General features: G+C 67.4%; 15 protein-coding genes. 9 read left to right on the forward strand and 6 right to left on the reverse strand.

Annotation, left to right across the window (positions count from 1 at the left end; genetic code table 11):
• The first annotated feature begins 51 nt into the window (after positions 1-51).
• Positions 52-1866, forward strand: coding sequence for a monovalent cation:proton antiporter-2 (CPA2) family protein (locus E1H18_RS08470; RefSeq protein WP_172266175.1), 1815 nt, complete (start codon positions 52-54; stop codon positions 1864-1866).
• On the opposite strand, the gene E1H18_RS08475 is transcribed toward E1H18_RS08470, so the two are convergent.
• From E1H18_RS08475 to E1H18_RS08485, 3 genes are all read right to left on the reverse strand, one after another.
• Entirely contained in the window at positions 1863-2903 is a 1041-nt protein-coding gene (locus E1H18_RS08475) for a helix-turn-helix domain-containing protein (RefSeq protein ID WP_172266178.1), read from the reverse strand. The genes E1H18_RS08470 and E1H18_RS08475 overlap by 4 nt on opposite strands.
• A gap of 338 nt (positions 2904-3241) precedes the next feature.
• Positions 3242-4285 (reverse strand): fatty acid desaturase, encoded by a 1044-nt coding sequence (locus E1H18_RS08480; protein WP_172266181.1) that lies wholly within the window; start codon positions 4283-4285, stop codon positions 3242-3244.
• Between the two features lie 112 nt (positions 4286-4397).
• Entirely contained in the window at positions 4398-5066 is a 669-nt protein-coding gene (locus E1H18_RS08485) for an OmpA family protein (protein ID WP_172266184.1), read from the reverse strand.
• A gap of 277 nt (positions 5067-5343) precedes the next feature.
• On the opposite strand from E1H18_RS08485, the gene E1H18_RS08490 reads away from it, so the two are divergent.
• Positions 5344-6279, forward strand: a complete 936-nt coding sequence (locus E1H18_RS08490; RefSeq protein ID WP_172266187.1) for an isopenicillin N synthase family oxygenase — start codon at positions 5344-5346, stop codon at positions 6277-6279.
• A gap of 73 nt (positions 6280-6352) precedes the next feature.
• On the opposite strand, the gene E1H18_RS08495 is transcribed toward E1H18_RS08490, so the two are convergent.
• Positions 6353-8233, reverse strand: coding sequence for a TadE/TadG family type IV pilus assembly protein (locus tag E1H18_RS08495; RefSeq protein WP_241735960.1), 1881 nt, complete (start codon positions 8231-8233; stop codon positions 6353-6355).
• 93 nt (positions 8234-8326) lie between these two features.
• On the opposite strand from E1H18_RS08495, the gene trmD reads away from it, so the two are divergent.
• On the forward strand, positions 8327-9064 hold the full coding sequence (gene trmD, locus E1H18_RS08500; RefSeq protein ID WP_172266190.1) for a tRNA (guanosine(37)-N1)-methyltransferase TrmD: 738 nt from the start codon (positions 8327-8329) through the stop codon (positions 9062-9064).
• A gap of 2 nt (positions 9065-9066) precedes the next feature.
• Positions 9067-9471 (forward strand): 50S ribosomal protein L19, encoded by a 405-nt coding sequence (gene rplS / locus E1H18_RS08505; RefSeq protein WP_194247940.1) that lies wholly within the window; start codon positions 9067-9069, stop codon positions 9469-9471.
• A gap of 81 nt (positions 9472-9552) precedes the next feature.
• Here the strand turns inward: rplS and E1H18_RS27105 are convergent, their stop codons facing one another.
• Entirely contained in the window at positions 9553-9678 is a 126-nt protein-coding gene (locus tag E1H18_RS27105) for a hypothetical protein (protein ID WP_255500921.1), read from the reverse strand.
• A gap of 92 nt (positions 9679-9770) precedes the next feature.
• Between E1H18_RS27105 and E1H18_RS08510 the strand changes: the two genes are divergently transcribed.
• Positions 9771-10736, forward strand: a complete 966-nt coding sequence (locus E1H18_RS08510) for a LysR substrate-binding domain-containing protein (RefSeq protein ID WP_172266193.1) — start codon at positions 9771-9773, stop codon at positions 10734-10736.
• Between the two features lie 192 nt (positions 10737-10928).
• Here the strand turns inward: E1H18_RS08510 and E1H18_RS08515 are convergent, their stop codons facing one another.
• Positions 10929-12491, reverse strand: a complete 1563-nt coding sequence (locus E1H18_RS08515) for an MFS transporter (protein ID WP_172266196.1) — start codon at positions 12489-12491, stop codon at positions 10929-10931.
• Between the two features lie 124 nt (positions 12492-12615).
• Between E1H18_RS08515 and leuC the strand changes: the two genes are divergently transcribed.
• From leuC to E1H18_RS08535, 4 genes are all read left to right on the forward strand, one after another.
• Positions 12616-14049: a 3-isopropylmalate dehydratase large subunit gene (gene leuC / locus E1H18_RS08520; RefSeq protein WP_172267630.1), complete on the forward strand. Its 1434-nt coding sequence runs from the start codon at positions 12616-12618 to the stop codon at positions 14047-14049.
• Complete coding sequence (locus tag E1H18_RS08525) at positions 14046-14960, forward strand: hypothetical protein (protein ID WP_172266199.1); 915 nt, start codon at positions 14046-14048, stop codon at positions 14958-14960. The genes leuC and E1H18_RS08525 overlap by 4 nt, the downstream gene beginning before the upstream one ends.
• A gap of 11 nt (positions 14961-14971) precedes the next feature.
• Positions 14972-15580: a 3-isopropylmalate dehydratase small subunit gene (leuD, locus tag E1H18_RS08530; RefSeq protein ID WP_172266202.1), complete on the forward strand. Its 609-nt coding sequence runs from the start codon at positions 14972-14974 to the stop codon at positions 15578-15580.
• Positions 15581-15727: 147 nt separating this feature from the next.
• Positions 15728-16030: a putative quinol monooxygenase gene (locus tag E1H18_RS08535; protein WP_172266205.1), complete on the forward strand. Its 303-nt coding sequence runs from the start codon at positions 15728-15730 to the stop codon at positions 16028-16030.
• The last annotated feature ends 2 nt before the right edge of the window (positions 16031-16032 follow it).

The raw sequence follows: 16032 nt of genomic DNA on the forward strand, positions 1-16032 counted from the left end.
CGCCGCGCGACGATGCCAAAAGACCCGAGGAATCGGACAGGGGGATGACGGATGGCGGGTGAAGCAGCGGAACACGGCGTCAATCTGGCCCAGGTCGTCGCGGTGCTGGGCGCGGGCGTGGTCGCCGGTCCGATCTTCAAGCGCCTCGGCTTTGGCTCGATCCTCGGTTACCTGCTGGCCGGGGTGATCATCGGCCCGTTCTGCCTGCAGGTGCTGGACGAACCTCAGACCATTCTGCACATCGCCGAGCTCGGCGTGATCATGTTCCTGTTCATCATCGGACTGGAGATGCGTCCGGCCCGGCTGTGGGGCATGCGCCGCGACATCTTCGGCTTGGGCGCGGCCCAGGTGCTGGGCTGTGGCGCGGCCATGACCGTCGCCGCCCATTTCGCGGGCCTGTCCTGGCCGGTGGCCTTCATCGGCGCGATGGGCTTCGTGCTCTCATCGACCGCCGTGATCATGCAGATGCTGGAAGAGCGCGGCGAGGCCGCCCTGCCCCGCGGTCAGCGCGCCATCTCGATCCTGCTGCTGGAAGACCTGGCCATCGTGCCGCTGCTGGGCGTGGTGACCCTGCTGTCGCCGCGCGGCGGCACGGGCGGTTCTTGGGCGCTGGACATGCTGATCGCCTTCGGCGCGCTGGTCGGCCTGTTCGTGGCCGGCCGCTGGCTGCTCAATCCGCTGTTCCGCCTGCTGTCGGCCGCCAAGGCCCGCGAAGTGATGACCGCCGCGGCGCTGGCCGTGGTGCTGGGCGCGGCCTGGCTGATGGACCTGTCGGGTCTGTCGATGGCCATGGGCGCCTTCCTGGCCGGCGTGCTGCTGTCGGGCTCGGCCTATCGCCACCAGCTGGAGGCCGACGTCGAGCCGTTCCGCGGCCTGCTGCTGGGTCTGTTCTTCATCGCCGTCGGCATGTCGCTGGACCTCAGCGTCGTCGCCAGCCAGTGGCAGTTCCTGGCCCTGATCGTCATCGGTCTGATGGCGATCAAGGCGGCCGGCATCTACGTCGTCGCCCGCCTATTCAAGGCCTGCAACAACGAGTCGGCCAACCGCGCGGCCCTGTTCGCCCAGGGCGGCGAGTTCGCCTTCGTGCTCTATGGCGCGGCCGCCCAGGCCGGCGTGATCGGCGCACGGGACAACGCCCTGCTGACCGCCGCCGTCATCATGTCGATGATCCTGACGCCGTTCGTGGTCATGGCCGTGCGCCGCATCACCCCGGACGATCCGCTGGCCCTGGACGAGGTCGAGACGCCGGACGGCCTGTCGGGCAGCGTTCTGGTCATCGGCTTCGGCCGCTTTGGCCAAGTGGTCTGCCAATCGCTGCTGGCGCGCGGCGTCGACGTCAGCATCCTGGACCTGGACACCAAGCGCGTGACCAACGCCGCCCCGTTCGGTTTCAAGGTCTATTATGGCGACGGCTCGCGCCCCGACATCCTGCACGCGGCCGGAGCCGGCAAGGTCAAGCTGATCGCCGTCTGCATCGAGGACGTCGCCGCCGCCAACCGCATCGTCGAGCTGGCCAAGGCAGAGTTCCCGCAGGCCAAGCTGATGGTCCGCGCCTATGACCGCGGCCACGCTCTCGATCTGATCAAGGCCGAGGTCGACTACCAGATCCGCGAGACCTTCGAGTCGGCCATGGTGTTCGGCGCCGAGTCCCTGCGCCTGATGGGCCTGAACGACGAGGAAGTGGCCGAGACCAGCGAGGACATCCGCGCCCGCGACGCCGAGCGCTTCGAACTGGAAATGACCGGCGGCATCTATGCTGGCGTGGGCCTGCTGCACGGCAACGCCCCGGTCCCCGGCCCGCTGTTCAAACCGCGTAAAGCCTCGGACGCCTCGGTCATCCTGGGCGAAGAAAAGGCCGCGACCTAGGCGGCGTCGAGGGCGCGCAGCCAGTCCGGCAGCGCGCCCGAGGCGGCCTGGAGGCCATTGGCGCGCGCCGCGGCGGCTCCGCCCAGGCTACGCGCCTCGCCCGGCGTCATGTCGAAGCGAGCCTTGAACGCCCGGCTGAAGCTGGACCACACCGTGAAGCCATAGCGCTCAGCCACCTGGGCCATGGCGTGGGGCTGGCCCGGATCGGACAGAGCGTCGAACACCCGGCGCAGGCGACGATTGCGGATGTGCTCGCTGACCCCGCCCAGCGGCGCGAACAGGCGATAGAGCGACGCCCGCGAGACCCCGAACTTGCGGCACAGTAGTTCGGCGTCCAGGCCGGGGTCGTGCAAATTGGCGTCGATGAACCGCCGCATGCGGGCGCGCTGGGTCTCGGCCGCCGCGCGGCTCGCCGCCTCGCCGCGATGACCCAGGGTCAGGCCGGCCAGCAGATCGGTAGTGGCCCTGCCGACGCCATAGGCCTCGTCAGGGTGAAGATTCGGCGCGATGCGCATCAGGCTCTCGGCATGGGCGCGCAGCAGCTGGGCGCCGGCGGTCTCGCGACGCAGGACCAGGCCGTGCAGCGGATCCAGATCGATGTCGCGGGCGTCGAAGGCGTCGCGCGGCAGGGCCAGGTTGATGTTGGTGCAGTCGGCGGTGTTGGACTCGAAGGTCCGAGTCAGGTCGAGCAGGCAGACGTCGCCGGGACGGGCGATCATCTCGTCGCTCTCCGTGCGCCGGTGATCCACCCCGCCGACGATGATCTGAACCAGCACCAGCTCAAGCCCGGTCGCCGCGACCTTCCGGGCGTCGCGACCATAGGTGAACGTGGCCTCGCTCATGTGGGCCTGGCCCAGCACCATCGGTCCGATGTTGAAGCTGTCGATCCAGAGGTCCGGCCCCTGTTCGCCGGCGTCCCTCAGGCGGGTGTCGAAGACCGGATCGATGGCCTCGGCATAGGCCTCGGCGCCCAGGCGACCGGGGGTCAGGCGGGTGCCGGCTTCGAACTGGGGAAGCGTCGAGTCTGACGACGGCATCAGGATGAACTCGGACCAACGATACGCGAAAGACCAGCCAGACCCTCAAAGGCCGGTGACGTCAATGTCTTGTGATGGTGCGCGCGCGGCGTCTCAGATTCATGACCGGGCGTCTCAAACCCGGCTCAACCCGTTGCTCCGCCTACGGTCGGGCCGTACGCGAACGGGCAGGCGACGAGGTCGACGCGTCATTCCCTTTGCGACGACCAAGCGCCCCGCAGTGAGATCCGCCCGTCCTCGGTGGGGGTTAAATCGGGACGGAGTCGGACCACCGCGCGAAACGACCGCAACTGCCTACGGCGCGGACGCCACCACGTCCGCGTCGTTCTCTTTTGAGATCAGAGAACAGCTTGAGGCTTGCGGCCGGCGCGGCGGAACAGTCCCGCCAGGGCCTCGAACAGCCCCTTCTGCGACGCATGATGGTACAGAGAGTCCGGGCCCAGAGCCTCGGCCAGGCGCGCGTGAGCCTTGCCCAGGTTGTGATAGGGCAGGCGCGGAAGCAGGTGGTGCAGGGCGTGGTAGCGCAGGCCGACCGGGGCCCACAGTTCCGAGGCCAGGTTGGGCGGCGGCACGTTGACCGAGTCGAGGAACTGCTCTTCCAGGGTCATCTTGTCACCCTCGTTGTCCCACAGGTGGGCGGCCAGGGTGCGAGCCTGGTTGACGAAGGTGGCCAGGGCGAAGATCGCGAAGCCGATCAGGAAGACCCGCACCGGCAGCACGCCAGCAAACAGCGCGCCCAGCATCGTCCACGACCACAGCCAGCAGGCGATGTCCTGGACCAGCCAGGCCGTACGGACCTTGTTCATGTCCTCGCGAACGAAGGCGGGATTGATGATCATGGCCGACAGCCGCGTCTTCACGTAGCGGCGCAGCGACGGAATCAGGAACGACAGCGGCGTCAGGATCGCCGAACGGATCAGAGCGCCCAGCGGCGCCAGCAGGGCGACGAACAGGAAGCCGGCCAGCGACAGCGGCGTGAAGCGCGACAGCGGCATGTATTCCGGGTCCAGCGCCGTGCCGTAACGGTCCTTGACGTGGTGGACGTTGTGCACGCCCTCGTACATCAGCGACGGCGTCATCAGCGGCACGCCGACCAGCACGTTCCAGGCGATGCGGAAGCCCGGAACCTCGTCGTCGCGCATGTGGGTCAGTTCGTGGATGAAGACCAGCGCGCGATACAGCGCCAGGATGCTGACCACGCCGGCGATCAGGCCGATCGCCAGGCTGGAGGTCGTGGCCGCCACGGCCAGGCCGCCCCAGGCCAGGACCGACGAGACTGCCAGGTCCGTCCAGTAGATGGCCGGGTTCGGCCGCATCAGGTCGCCTGACACGGCAAAGGCCTGCTTGGTCAGACTGACGCCTTCGCTCGCCAACTTGTTCACTTCGACCTCACGCCGCGCCGCCCGCACCTTAGGGATGACGAATTGGCGACGGCGCGAGGGAAAAGCAACCGTTTGGATCAAGGGCGCGACGATTCCGCGCCCCCAAGAGCCCTTAGGTGAGCGGACGCAGGATGATCTCGACCCGGCGGTTCTGGGCGCGACCGGCGGCGGTGGCGTTGTCGGCGATCGGCTGGCGGATGCCCATGCCGGCCACGAAGACGCGGTCCTGCAGCACGCGGCCAGGACCGGTGAGATAGCCCGCCACCGAGCCCGCGCGACGCTCCGACAGGGCCTGGTTGTAGTCGGCGGCGCCGCTGCTGTCGGCGTGGCCGACGACGTCGATCGTGGTCTGCGGATAGGCGTTCAGAGTGCGCGCCACGTCGTCCAGAACGCGGGTGAACTGCGGCTGCACGTCGGAGCGGTCGACGCCGAACGTCACGTCGCTGGGCATGACCAGCACGATCTGGTCGCCGTTGCGGCGGATCATGACGCCCGAGGTTTCCAGGCTGCGACGCAGGTCGGCCTGCTGGCGGTCCATGTAATTGCCGACGGCGCCGCCCGCGAGCGCGCCGATGCCTGCGCCGATCAGCGCGTTCTTGCGGCCTTGCTCGCCCTTGTTGGTGTTGGTCAGATAGCCCAGCAGCGCGCCGCCCGCCGCGCCGGCCAGCACGCCCGTGCCCGTGTTGTTGCGGACCGGCATGCCGGTATAGGGATCGGTCGTAGAGCAGGCGGCCATGGCCCCCGCGCCGATCAGAACCGCGGTCAAAGCAATCTTGCGCATTCTCGCACCCCTGGACTGTTTGCTGTAAATCAAGGTCAATCGGGCAAACGCCCGACCTATGGTCAAGTTCCAGAACCACGCCCGCACGGTGACGAACAGCCTTCGTTTCGCCAAGCGCCCGGTGTAGTAAGAGGGAACTTACCTATTCAAACGTAGAGCCCTTCCGCTCTGATCGGAACGATCAAGCGGATAAAAAGGGCTCTAAAATCAAACATCTGGAGCATTTTCCGATCCAAGAGGATCGGAAAATGCTCTGGCAGATCCAAGGCCCGCCGACGTGTCCAATTCCGCCATCGATCCGGTCTCCTTCTCACTCTACGCCAAGGACTTCCCGCGCTTCGCCCAGGAGCTGGGCGCCTCGTTCGAACGCTACGGCTTCGCGGTGCTGTCGGACTATGACCTGGATCAGGCCCGCATCGACGCGGCCGTGGATTCCGCCAAGGCCTTCTTTGCTCTGCCGGAGGACACCAAGAAGCAGTACGCCGGGATCAAGGGCGGCGCGCGCGGCTACATCCCGTTCGGGGTCGAGACCGCCAAGGGCGCCACCCACCATGACCTGAAGGAATTCTGGCACATGGGCCGCGACCTGCCGCCCGGCCACCGCTTCCGCGCCACCATGGCCGACAATGTCTGGCCGGCCGAGATTCCGGCCTTCAAGCATAATGTCAGCTGGTTCTACAACGCGCTCGACACCATGGGCGGCAAGGTGCTGGAGGCGATCGCCACCTACCTGAAGCTGGACCGCGACTTCTTCAAGCCGACCGTCGAGAACGGCAACTCGGTGCTGCGCCTGCTGCACTATCCCCCGATCCCCCTGGACGCCACCGGCGTGCGCGCCGGGGCTCACGGCGACATCAACACCATCACCCTGTTGATGGGCGCTGAAGAAGGCGGGCTGGAGCTGCAGGACCGCAACGGCGAGTGGCTGCCGATCAACCCGCCTCCGGGCTGCATCGTCATCAACATCGGCGACATGCTGGAGCGCCTGACCAACCACGTCCTGCCCTCGACCATCCACCGCGTGCAGAACCCGCCGCCCGAGCGTCGCCACATCCCGCGCTACTCGACGCCGTTCTTCCTGCACTTCGCGTCGGACTACGAGATCAAGACGCTGCCCAACTGCGTCACGCCCGAGAACCCGGACCGCTATCCGGAGTCGATCACGGCCGACGAATTCCTCCAGCAGCGCCTGCGCGAGATCAAGCTGGCCTAGGGCCCAGCCTGATCGGGAAACAAAAAAGGGCGACGGCTTCCCGGCCGCCGCCCTTTTCATTTGCAGCCTGCCCCTATTTGGCGATGCGCAGGGCCGAGATCTCCTGAGCGATCGACTTGAAGGCCGTCTTCAGCTCCGAGCCGGTGGCCGGGAAGAAGGAGTACTCGTCCTTGCTGGCGCAGTACTTCAGCATGCTGATGGCGTTGCTGTCGTCCACGTCGAACCCCACCGTGTAGACCCGCAGATCGTACTTGGCGTCCTTCATCTCCTTGCACAGCGCGCGGGCCTGGGCGAAGGGGTCCCCATTGCTGGCGTTGCAGTTGATGTGGTCGCTGTTGGAGCCGCTGCCGCTGCCGGCGTTCTTGGCGATGACGCCATTGCAGTAGGGCGTATTGAACGCGCCGTCGGTCATCAGCACCACGACCTTCATCAGGTCCTTGGTCTTGTAGGCCGCAGGCTTCTGCACGGCGTTGGGCCACAGATAGCTGAAGTTCGGCGACACCATGTACCAGCCCCAGGCCAGACCGATCTGGCCGGCCGTCGAGCCGCCGATGGTCAGCGAGTTGATCTTGGACTTCAGCGCCGTACGGTCCGTCGACAGCGGCATGATCGTGGCCGACGGACAGGGGTTGCCGGTGGCGAGATAGGCGCGGCCGACCAGCGCGCTGCTAGGCGCCGCATCGGTATAGGCCTCGTCGCCGATGCGTTCGCTTACGCAGTTGCTCAAAGGCAAGGTTCGACTACCGCCCGAGGCGTTAGTGAAGGCGTAATTGGCGCAGCCGGGATTGGAGCTGGTGTCGCAGGTCGCCGTGCCGCCGGAGCTGTAGGTCGAGGTCCCGAAGCCAAGATATCCGGAGTCGAACGTCGTCGACGTCAGCTGGATGATCGGCCGAGTCGCGCCGTTCAGCTGGGTCATGCCTTGCATGCCGGCATAGGCGATCAGGTCACCGCTCGTGAACCCATGCGCGCCACTGGTGGTGAGGACGACATCGCAGGTCGACGCCACGCACTCCGTCACCGTCGCGCTGTTGGCGGTATAGTTGCTGTAGTTCTTGGAGTTCACGCCGCTGAGCGTGAACTTCGTGGTCGAGGTCACCGCCGCCACGGTGTAGACGCCGTTGGAGATGTCGGTCATCCCCTTGACCCCGTTGATGTAGATGGGATCGCCAGCCATCAGCCCATGGGCTGCTGACGTCGTAACCTCGGCCAGGTTGGCCTTGGAGATCGCCGAGATTGTACGGGCCGAGCCGGCCGCCCACACCGCGCCGGTGATCGTCCGCACGGGGACGGCCCCCCGCACGGCGTCGGCATAGGTGTCGACATTGACGCTGTTCGAATAGGGAACGATGGCGACCTTGGAATAGAACGGCGTCTGGACGTCCTTGACGATGATGTCCACGAGGTCCGAGGCGCCGGTCTTCAGGTCGGTGATCCGGGAGCCATCCATCGAGCCGGTGATATCGAGCACCACGGCGACCTCGAGATCCTTCGACGAACGCACCACGTCGGCCGTGGCGTTCACCGTGAAGTCCTTGTTGGTCCATAGGTTGGCGATGACCGGCTTCAGGGTCGTGCTGACCGAACCCAGGATGTGGTTGTCGGCCCCGGCCTTGAAGGTGGAGTCGCTGCCGGTCAGGCCCAGGTTCAGGCCGGCGATCTCGGCCACGAAGGCCGCATCGCCCACCTTGTCGAGATCGGCGTCGGTGGTCGCGGTCGAGCGCGCCGCCATCAGGGTGGCCGCATCCAGGGCGTCCTGCATCTGTCGCCGCTGCAGACTGATCCGGCCGAGGTCGACCAAGGCGAAGACCATCACGGCCAGCGGGATGGCCATGAGGGCGAACTGCACCGCGATCGCGCCGCGCTGATCGCCCCGCAGGCGGTCCAGGAAGTCGCCGAGGCGACGGATGAGGCGGGTCGGGGTCGACATGGCGGCAGTCCGGACGAGGATTTTCATGCAAACCTTGCCGCAAGAGGGGTGAACAAGCCGAAAACGCTGTTGCACGAAGCCCCCTTCGACTCTGGGCGCGCCTGCGGCTAAAGAGCGCTGATGCCGTTCACCGCCACCGTCCTGACCATGTTCCCAGACGCCTTTCCCGGCCCGCTCGGCGTGTCGATGATCGGCACCGCCTGGAAGGAACAGGACCTGTGGCGCTTGGAAACGCTGGACATTCGGGCCTTTTCCAAGGATAAGCGCGGCTTCCTCGACGACACCCCTGCGGGTGGCGGCGCGGGAGCCGTGCTCAAAGCGGACGTCATCGCCTCTGCGCTGGATAGCCTGGAGGCCGATGGGCGGCCGCTTTTGTACATGAGCGCCCGGGGCAGGCCCCTGACCCAGGCGCGCGTAAGAGAGTGGTCCAAGGCGCCCGGCATCGTGGTGCTGTGCGGCCGCTTCGAGGGGGTGGATCAGCGGGTGCTCGACGCCCGCGGGTTCGAGGAGATTTCGGTCGGAGACGCGGTTCTCGCCGGTGGCGAGGCGGCGGCGATGGTCGTGATCGAGGCGTGCGTTCGATTGGCCCCGGGTGTGCTGGGGAATATCGAGAGCACGCTGGAAGAAAGCTTCGAGGACGGCCTCCTGGAGCATCCGCAGTACACGCGACCGCGGACATTCGAAGGACAGGATATCCCCGAGGTGCTGCTGTCGGGCGATCACAAGAAGATCGACCAGTGGCGGCGCAGTATGCGTGAAGAGACGACCCGCGAGCGGCGCCCGGATCTCTGGGAAGCCCACCTCGCCAATCAACAGGCAAAAGGCGACCCGAAAACGGGTAAGCCCAAGGAGAAATGATCATGGCGATCAACATCATCGCTCAGCTCGAGCAAGAAGAATCGGCCCGTCTGCTGGCCGTCCGCGCGATCCCGGACTTCCGTCCCGGCGACACCCTGCGCGTCAACGTGAAGATCAAGGAAGGCGAGCGCGAGCGCGTTCAGGCCTACGAAGGCGTCTGCATCGCCCGCGCCGGCACGGGCGTCCACGAGAGCTTCACGGTCCGCAAGATCTCGTTCGGCGAAGGCGTGGAACGTCTGTTCCCGCTGCTCTCGCCGAGCATCGAAAGCATCGAAGTCAAGCGTCGCGGCGTCGTCCGTCGCGCCAAGCTGTACTACCTGCGCGACCGTCGCGGTAAGTCGGCCCGCATCGCCGAGCGCTCGGGCGCTCCGAAGGCCGCTGCTCAGGCGACCTCGTCGGAAGGCTAAGCTCTTCGAGCTGCGAAATGAACGAGGCCCCGGCGGAAACGCCGGGGCCTTTTTCTTTGGCTGGTTGCGTGAAGAGCAAGGCTAGCGCAGCACCAGATAGCGTCGACCGGGCTTGGCCGGCGCGCGCAAGAGCGCCCAAAGCTGCTGCAGCGCCAGCACCCAGCCAAAGCTAACGTCCTTATGGGTCTTGAGCGCTTCGTCCATCATCGCCGTCTTTCCTGGCTGGCAAGCCCCAGGAAATCGGCGTTACGCGGCGCGGTGACAAACTGAGCCTCCTTGGCTATGCATAAACATTACTTATGTCCGACATCCTTGCCCGCCTGCCGCTCAGCGCCATTCGCGTGTTCGAGGCGGCTGCTCGTCTAAAGAGCTTCACCCGCGCGGCCGACGCGTTGGGCGTAACCCAGGCCGCGGTCAGTTTTCAGGTGAAGGCCCTGGAGCAGCGTCTGGGCCAGCCGCTGTTCAACCGCCTGCCGCGCGAAGTGACCCTGACCCCGGCCGGCGAGCGCCTGTCCCGCGCAGCGACCGAAGCGATGTCCCTGTTGCGCGCGGCGGTTTCCAACCTCGTCGAGACCGAGGAGGGCGTGCTGTCGATCACCACGGTCCAGAGCCTGGGCGGCCAATGGCTGGCGCCGCGCCTTGGCGGTTTCCAGATCGCCCATCCGCGCCTGGCCGTGCGGCTGGAGGCCTCCAGCCGCGTCATCGACCTAGCCCGCGAGGGGATCGACATGGCCCTGCGCGGCGGCCACGGGAACTGGCCCGGCATGACCGCGCATTTCCTGATCCCCGCCGTGCAGACGCCGCTGGTCTCGCCCGAGTTCCTGGCCCGGATCGGCGGCCTCTCGAAGCCCGAGGACCTGCTGGAGGTCTCGCGCATCGGCATCGCCCGCGAATGGGACGAGTGGTTCCAGGCCGCCGGCGTCACCGCCAGGCCGCAACAGACGCCGCCGCAGCTGGCCTCCGACGCCCAGGCGCTGGAAGTAGCCAGCGCCCTGGCCAGTCACGGCGCGGCGCTGGGGTCGCCGATCTTCTTCGCGCGCGAGCTGGCTGAGGGGCGGCTGGTCATGCCGTTCGACGTGGTGGCCCGTTACACCGGCGGCTATTGGCTGGCCTATCCCAGCGACCGGGCGCGGGTGCGCAAGATCGCCGCCTTCCGCGACTGGGCGCTGGCCCAGGCCGCCGCCGACCCGCTGATCGCCCATTACGCCGCCGTCGCGCCGCTGGAGGCGCCGACCGCGTCGCCGCTGACCAGGACCCAGGGCTGACCGTCAGTCTGCGTGCGAATGCACAATCATTGACAAAACCACGTTCCGTGAGATGGTGGCTTCACCCCCGGCCCCGGCCGGGCTTCCAGACCGTCTTCTTTCTAGCGGACGGCCCTCTTCGGGCGGAGCCATCGGCCCCCGAAGGCAAAGACGATGCTAGGGCGCGCCAAGAACAGGCGCGCCCTATGTCGTTCAGGACGCCTTCCGCGCGCGCCGCTTGCCGCCGCGCCGGGTCTTCTCGGCGTCGCGCTCGGCCTGGCTCTCGCGGGCCCGGCCCAGACGGCGCTGGACGCGGGCGTCGCGCAGCAGGGCAGCTGGGACATCGGAAAGGAACTTCAGCCCCGCGATCGGCGACAGGTTGCGCACGTCGCGACGAGCCTGGGCGATGACCTCGCCGACCATGGCCTTGCTGTCGACCTCGCCGGCCTCGGTGACCAGCGACAGCCGGTGCAGGGCATAGAGGCCCAGCACGAAGGCGATCAGGAAGTAGAAGTCCCAGTTCGACACCCGCAGCGGCATCAGGGTCAGCACGTCGCCAGGACTGGTCCAGCGCAGCAGGATCTCCAGGCGGCGGGCGGCGAAGAAGTCGGCGAACACCCCGCCCAGCACCGGGGCCAGACCGGCGGCGGCCGAGCTGATCAGGGCGTTGGCGGCGATATAGGCGGTGGCCGAGCCCCGTGGCGACAGCTTCATGGCGATATTGCCCGACGACAGGGTCACACCCGCCGTCGCCAAACCCATCAAGGCGTGCAGCCCGACGAGATAAGCCATGACCCAGACCTTCTCCTGGATCTGCGAGGCGCCGACCATGGCGGCGATGCACAGGATGAACAGCGGCGCGGCCACGGCCAGCACCGACTTGTTGGCGAAACGGTCCGACAGCAGGCCCCAACTGCGCAGGGCCAACACGTTCGTCGCCTGGCTGACCACGCCCAGGATGACGACGAAGGTGATGTCCAGGCCCAGCTGCCTGACGAAGAACACCGTGAAGAACGGCGTCGCCAGGTTCACGGCGAACTGCCAGCTGGCCAGAAACATGATCAGCCGCCGGAAATTCTGGTCCTTCAGCGGCGCCTTCAGCAGTGGCAGCAGCTTCACCCGCTCGGCCGGGGCGGGCATGCGCGGCTCGGGCGTCAGGGCCAGCTCCCGGCAGCTGAGCAGACCCATCACGAAGCCGAACAGATACAGCCCGCCGAACGCCAGCGGCCGCCAGGTCGAGCCCTCCGGCGCGCGGTCCAGGGCGAAGGCGGCGGCCAGGCTGGCGATCAGGGCGACGACCGTGGCGTTGATCGTGCGTCGGGCGAAGACCTGGCCCAGCCGCGTCTCGGGCGCCAGATCACGCACCCAGGCGTTCCAGGCGCAGCCGCCGAACGTGGCGACGCCGCAATAGAAGACCTGCAGGACCACCAGCATCGCCAGGGTCGCGCCGCCCTTGCTGGGCGCGACGGCCAGCACCGCCATGCCGGCCAGGGCGCAGCGGCTGACCAGACTGGCCAGGATGGCGATCCGCTTGCGGGTGCGCAGGTGCTCGACCAGCAGCACGCCCGGCGCCTGCAGCAGCTGGGTCCAGAAGGTGATCGCAGCCAGCAGCCCGATCGTGGTGTTGGAGGCGCCCAGATGCAGGGCGAAGGCGGTGAGGATCACCCCGCTGGTCACGGCCGTGCAGGCGTTGGAGAAGCCGGCCTCGACGACAAGATGCCGCAGGCCGCGCTCGCGGTCCTCGTCCGTCAGTTGCGGCGTCGGGGCAAAAAACATGCGCAACACCAGCTTCAGGGCGCCCGCCAGGGGCAGGATCGAGCGCCACAGGGCGGCCGAACACAGGATTTTGGGCGCTTCCTCGCTTTACGCGCCTCTCGCGAAGGCCTAGATGCGGGGCGCTATGACCCGCTCAGCCAAGACCCTCTACGACAAGATCTGGGACGCACACGTCGTCAACGAACAGGACGGCGAAGCGATCCTCTATATCGACCTGCACCTCATCCACGAGGTGACGACCCCGCAGGCCTTCGCCGGCCTTCGCGCGGCCGGCCGCAAGGTGCGTCGTCCGGACCGCACGCTCGCCGTGGCGGACCACAATATCCCGACCGAGGGCCAGGCCCTGGGCGTCGATGCCGTGGCCGATGAGGAAGCGCGCCTGCAGCTCAAGACCCTGGCTCGCAACGTCGCCGACAACGGCATCGAATTCTTCCCGATGGGCGACATCCGTAACGGGATCGTTCACGTGGTCGGTCCCGAGCAGGGCCGCACCCAGCCGGGCATGACCATCGTCTGCGGCGACAGCCACACCTCGACCCACGGTGCCTTCGGGGCCCTGGCCCACGGCATCGGCACGTCCGAGGTCGAGCACGTGCTGGCCACCCAGACCCTGCGCCAGAAGAAGGCCAGGAACATGCTGGTCCGCGTCGACGGCCAGCTAGGCCCGGGCGTGACGGGCAAGGACATCGCCCTGGCCGTGATCGGCGAGATCGGCACCGCCGGCGGCACCGGCTACGTCATCGAGTTCGCCGGCCAGGCCGTGCGCGAGCTGTCGATGGAGGGCCGCATGACCCTCTGCAACCTGACCATCGAGGGCGGCGCCAAGGCCGGCCTGGTGGCCCCGGACGAGAAGACCTTCGACTACATCCTGGGCAAGCCCGCAGCCCCCAAGGGCGCAGCCTGGGACATGGCCGTCAGCCACTGGAAGACCTTCTTCACCGACGACGACGCCGTCTTCGACCGCACCATCGTCATCGACGGCGCGGCCCTGGTCCCGATGGTCACCTGGGGCACCTCGCCGGAAGACGTCGTGCCGGTGACGGGCAACGTGCCGGACCCGGAAAGCTTCGCCACCCCCGACAAGCGCGCGGCCGCCCACCGGGCGCTGGACTATATGGGCCTGACCGCCGGCCAGCCGATCTCGGACGCCAAGATCGACCGCGTCTTCATCGGCTCGTGCACCAACAGCCGCATCGAGGACATGCGCGCCGCCGCCGCCGTGGTGCAGGAGGCCTTCCTGCACGGCCGCATGGTGGCTCCGCACGTCAAGGCCATGGTCGTGCCAGGCTCGGGCCTGGTCAAGGAACAGGCCGAGTCCGAAGGCCTGGACGCCATCTTCAAGGCCTCGGGCTTCGACTGGCGCGAACCGGGCTGCTCGATGTGCCTGGCCATGAACCCCGACAAGCTGGCCCCCCAGGAGCGCTGCGCCTCGACCAGCAACCGCAACTTCGAGGGCCGCCAGGGCCGCGCCGGCCGCACGCATCTGGTCTCGCCCGCCATGGCGGCCGCGGCGGCGATCGCCGGTCACCTGGTGGACGTGCGGACCCTGCTGTCGTGACCCTGCTGGTCGCCCTGGCCTTGGCGGCGGAGGCCTACTCCGCCCCTCTGGCCCTGCCCAAGGTGGCCAAGGTCGAGATGCGGGTCGAGCGGTCGCGCGAAGACATCCGGGCCGGCAAGACCACCAAGGGCCAGTCGACGGCCGTCTACGACAAGACCATCGAAACGACCGCCGACGGCCATCGGGTCACCTTCAAGCCGGTCTCGGTCACCCAGCCGGACATGGGCTCGCCAACCGATCAGGCCAAGCTGGCGGCGGCGATCGAGCAGGTCAGCCAACAGACTTTTGTCTACACGGCCGACGCCAATCTGCGCCCCGTGGCGGTGGAGGACTGGCCCCAGGTCGTGACCACCATCCGCTCGGCCCTGACCAAGATCGTCGGCGACAAGCCCGAAGGCGCCCAGGCCATCGAGATGGTCACGGCCATGTTCTCGCGCATGACGCCCGAACAGGCCGCCGGCGTCATCCTGCGCGAGGATGGCTTCCTGTCCATGCCGGTCAATCTGCAGTTGGCCGCCGGCCAGTCCAAGACCTGGCAGGAGAACCTGCCCAACCCGATGGGCGGGCCGCCGATCATCGCCGACGGCAAGATCGTCGTGGAGACGATCGACGCGGCGCGCGGCGTGGCCGCGCTGCGCTGGACCCAGGCTCTGGACCCGGCGTCGACCCGCGCCAGCATGACGATCGCGCTCAAGGCCATGGCCGCCCAGCTGGGCAAGACCGACGCGGCCCCGACGATCGAAAAGCTGAAGCTGGAACGCACCAGCAGCTGCCTCTACGAGATCACGCTGAAGACAGGCCTGCCGACCAAGGCCGACTGCAGCTCGCTGATCGCCGGCTCTGACCCGACGTCGGGCCAGACCGCCACCCGCACCGAACGCTGGGTCCTGACCCAGACCCTGAAAAACTGAAGGAGGGCGCCATGAAAGCCTTCACCCGCCTCGACGGCCGCGCCGCTCCGCTGGAGCTGGCCAATATCGACACCGATCAGATCATCCCCAAGCAGTTCCTCAAGACCGTGGAGCGCGAAGGGCTGGCCAAGGGCCTGTTCTACGACTTCCGTTTCGACGCCGACGGCAATCCGATCGACGACTTCGTGCTGAACCGGCCGGAGTACAAGGGCGCGTCCGTGCTGGTCGCCGGCGACAACTTCGGCTGCGGCTCCTCGCGCGAGCACGCCCCGTGGGCGCTGATGGACTTCGGGATCATGTGCGTGATCTCGACCAGCTTCGCCGACATCTTCTTCAACAACTGCTTCAACAACGGCCTGCTGCCGGTGATCGTGAAGCCCGAAGAGCTGGCCGCCCTGATGGACGAGGCCAAGGGCGGCAACCACATGGTCAGCGTCGACCTCGCCACCCAGACCGTGGTCTCGCCGTCGGGCAAGACCTTCACCTTCGAGATCGATCCCGTTCGCAAGGAGAAGATGCTCAAGGGCCTGGACGCCATCGGCGAGACCCTTCAGCACGGCGGCGACATCGACGTCTTTGAAAGCAAGCGCGCCATCAGCCAGCCGTGGATGGAAGCCTGAGCGCAGTGCGTCCTTCGAGGCTCGGCCCAAAGAACAAGAATGGGCCTCGCACTCCAGGATGAGGAATGTTGTAGAACGCTCCTCATCCTGAGGCGCCCGCGGAGCGGGCCTCGAAGGACGCACCGCGCCGCCACCGAGAGGCCCCAGATGACCCTGATCCTCGCCGGCACGATCCGCATCGCGCCCGAACGCCTTGCCGACCTGCGCCCGCACCTGCGCGCCCAGGTCGAGGGGACCCGCGCCGAGCCGGGCTGTCTGGATTACGCCCTGACCGAGGATCCGCTCGATCCCGGCCTGATCCGGGTCTACGAGCACTTCGAGAGCGAGGCGGCGCTGGAGCGCCACCGCGCCACGCCGCACATGGCCGCCTGGCGCGCCGCCTGCGCCGAGCTGGGCGTTCATGGCCGCGACCTGCAGTCCTTCGACATTTCTGATTATCGCAAGATCTAGAG

Origin of the sequence: Caulobacter sp. RHG1, assembly GCF_013181195.1 — a bacterium.
In the GTDB taxonomy this organism is placed as follows: Bacteria; Pseudomonadota; Alphaproteobacteria; order Caulobacterales; family Caulobacteraceae; genus Caulobacter.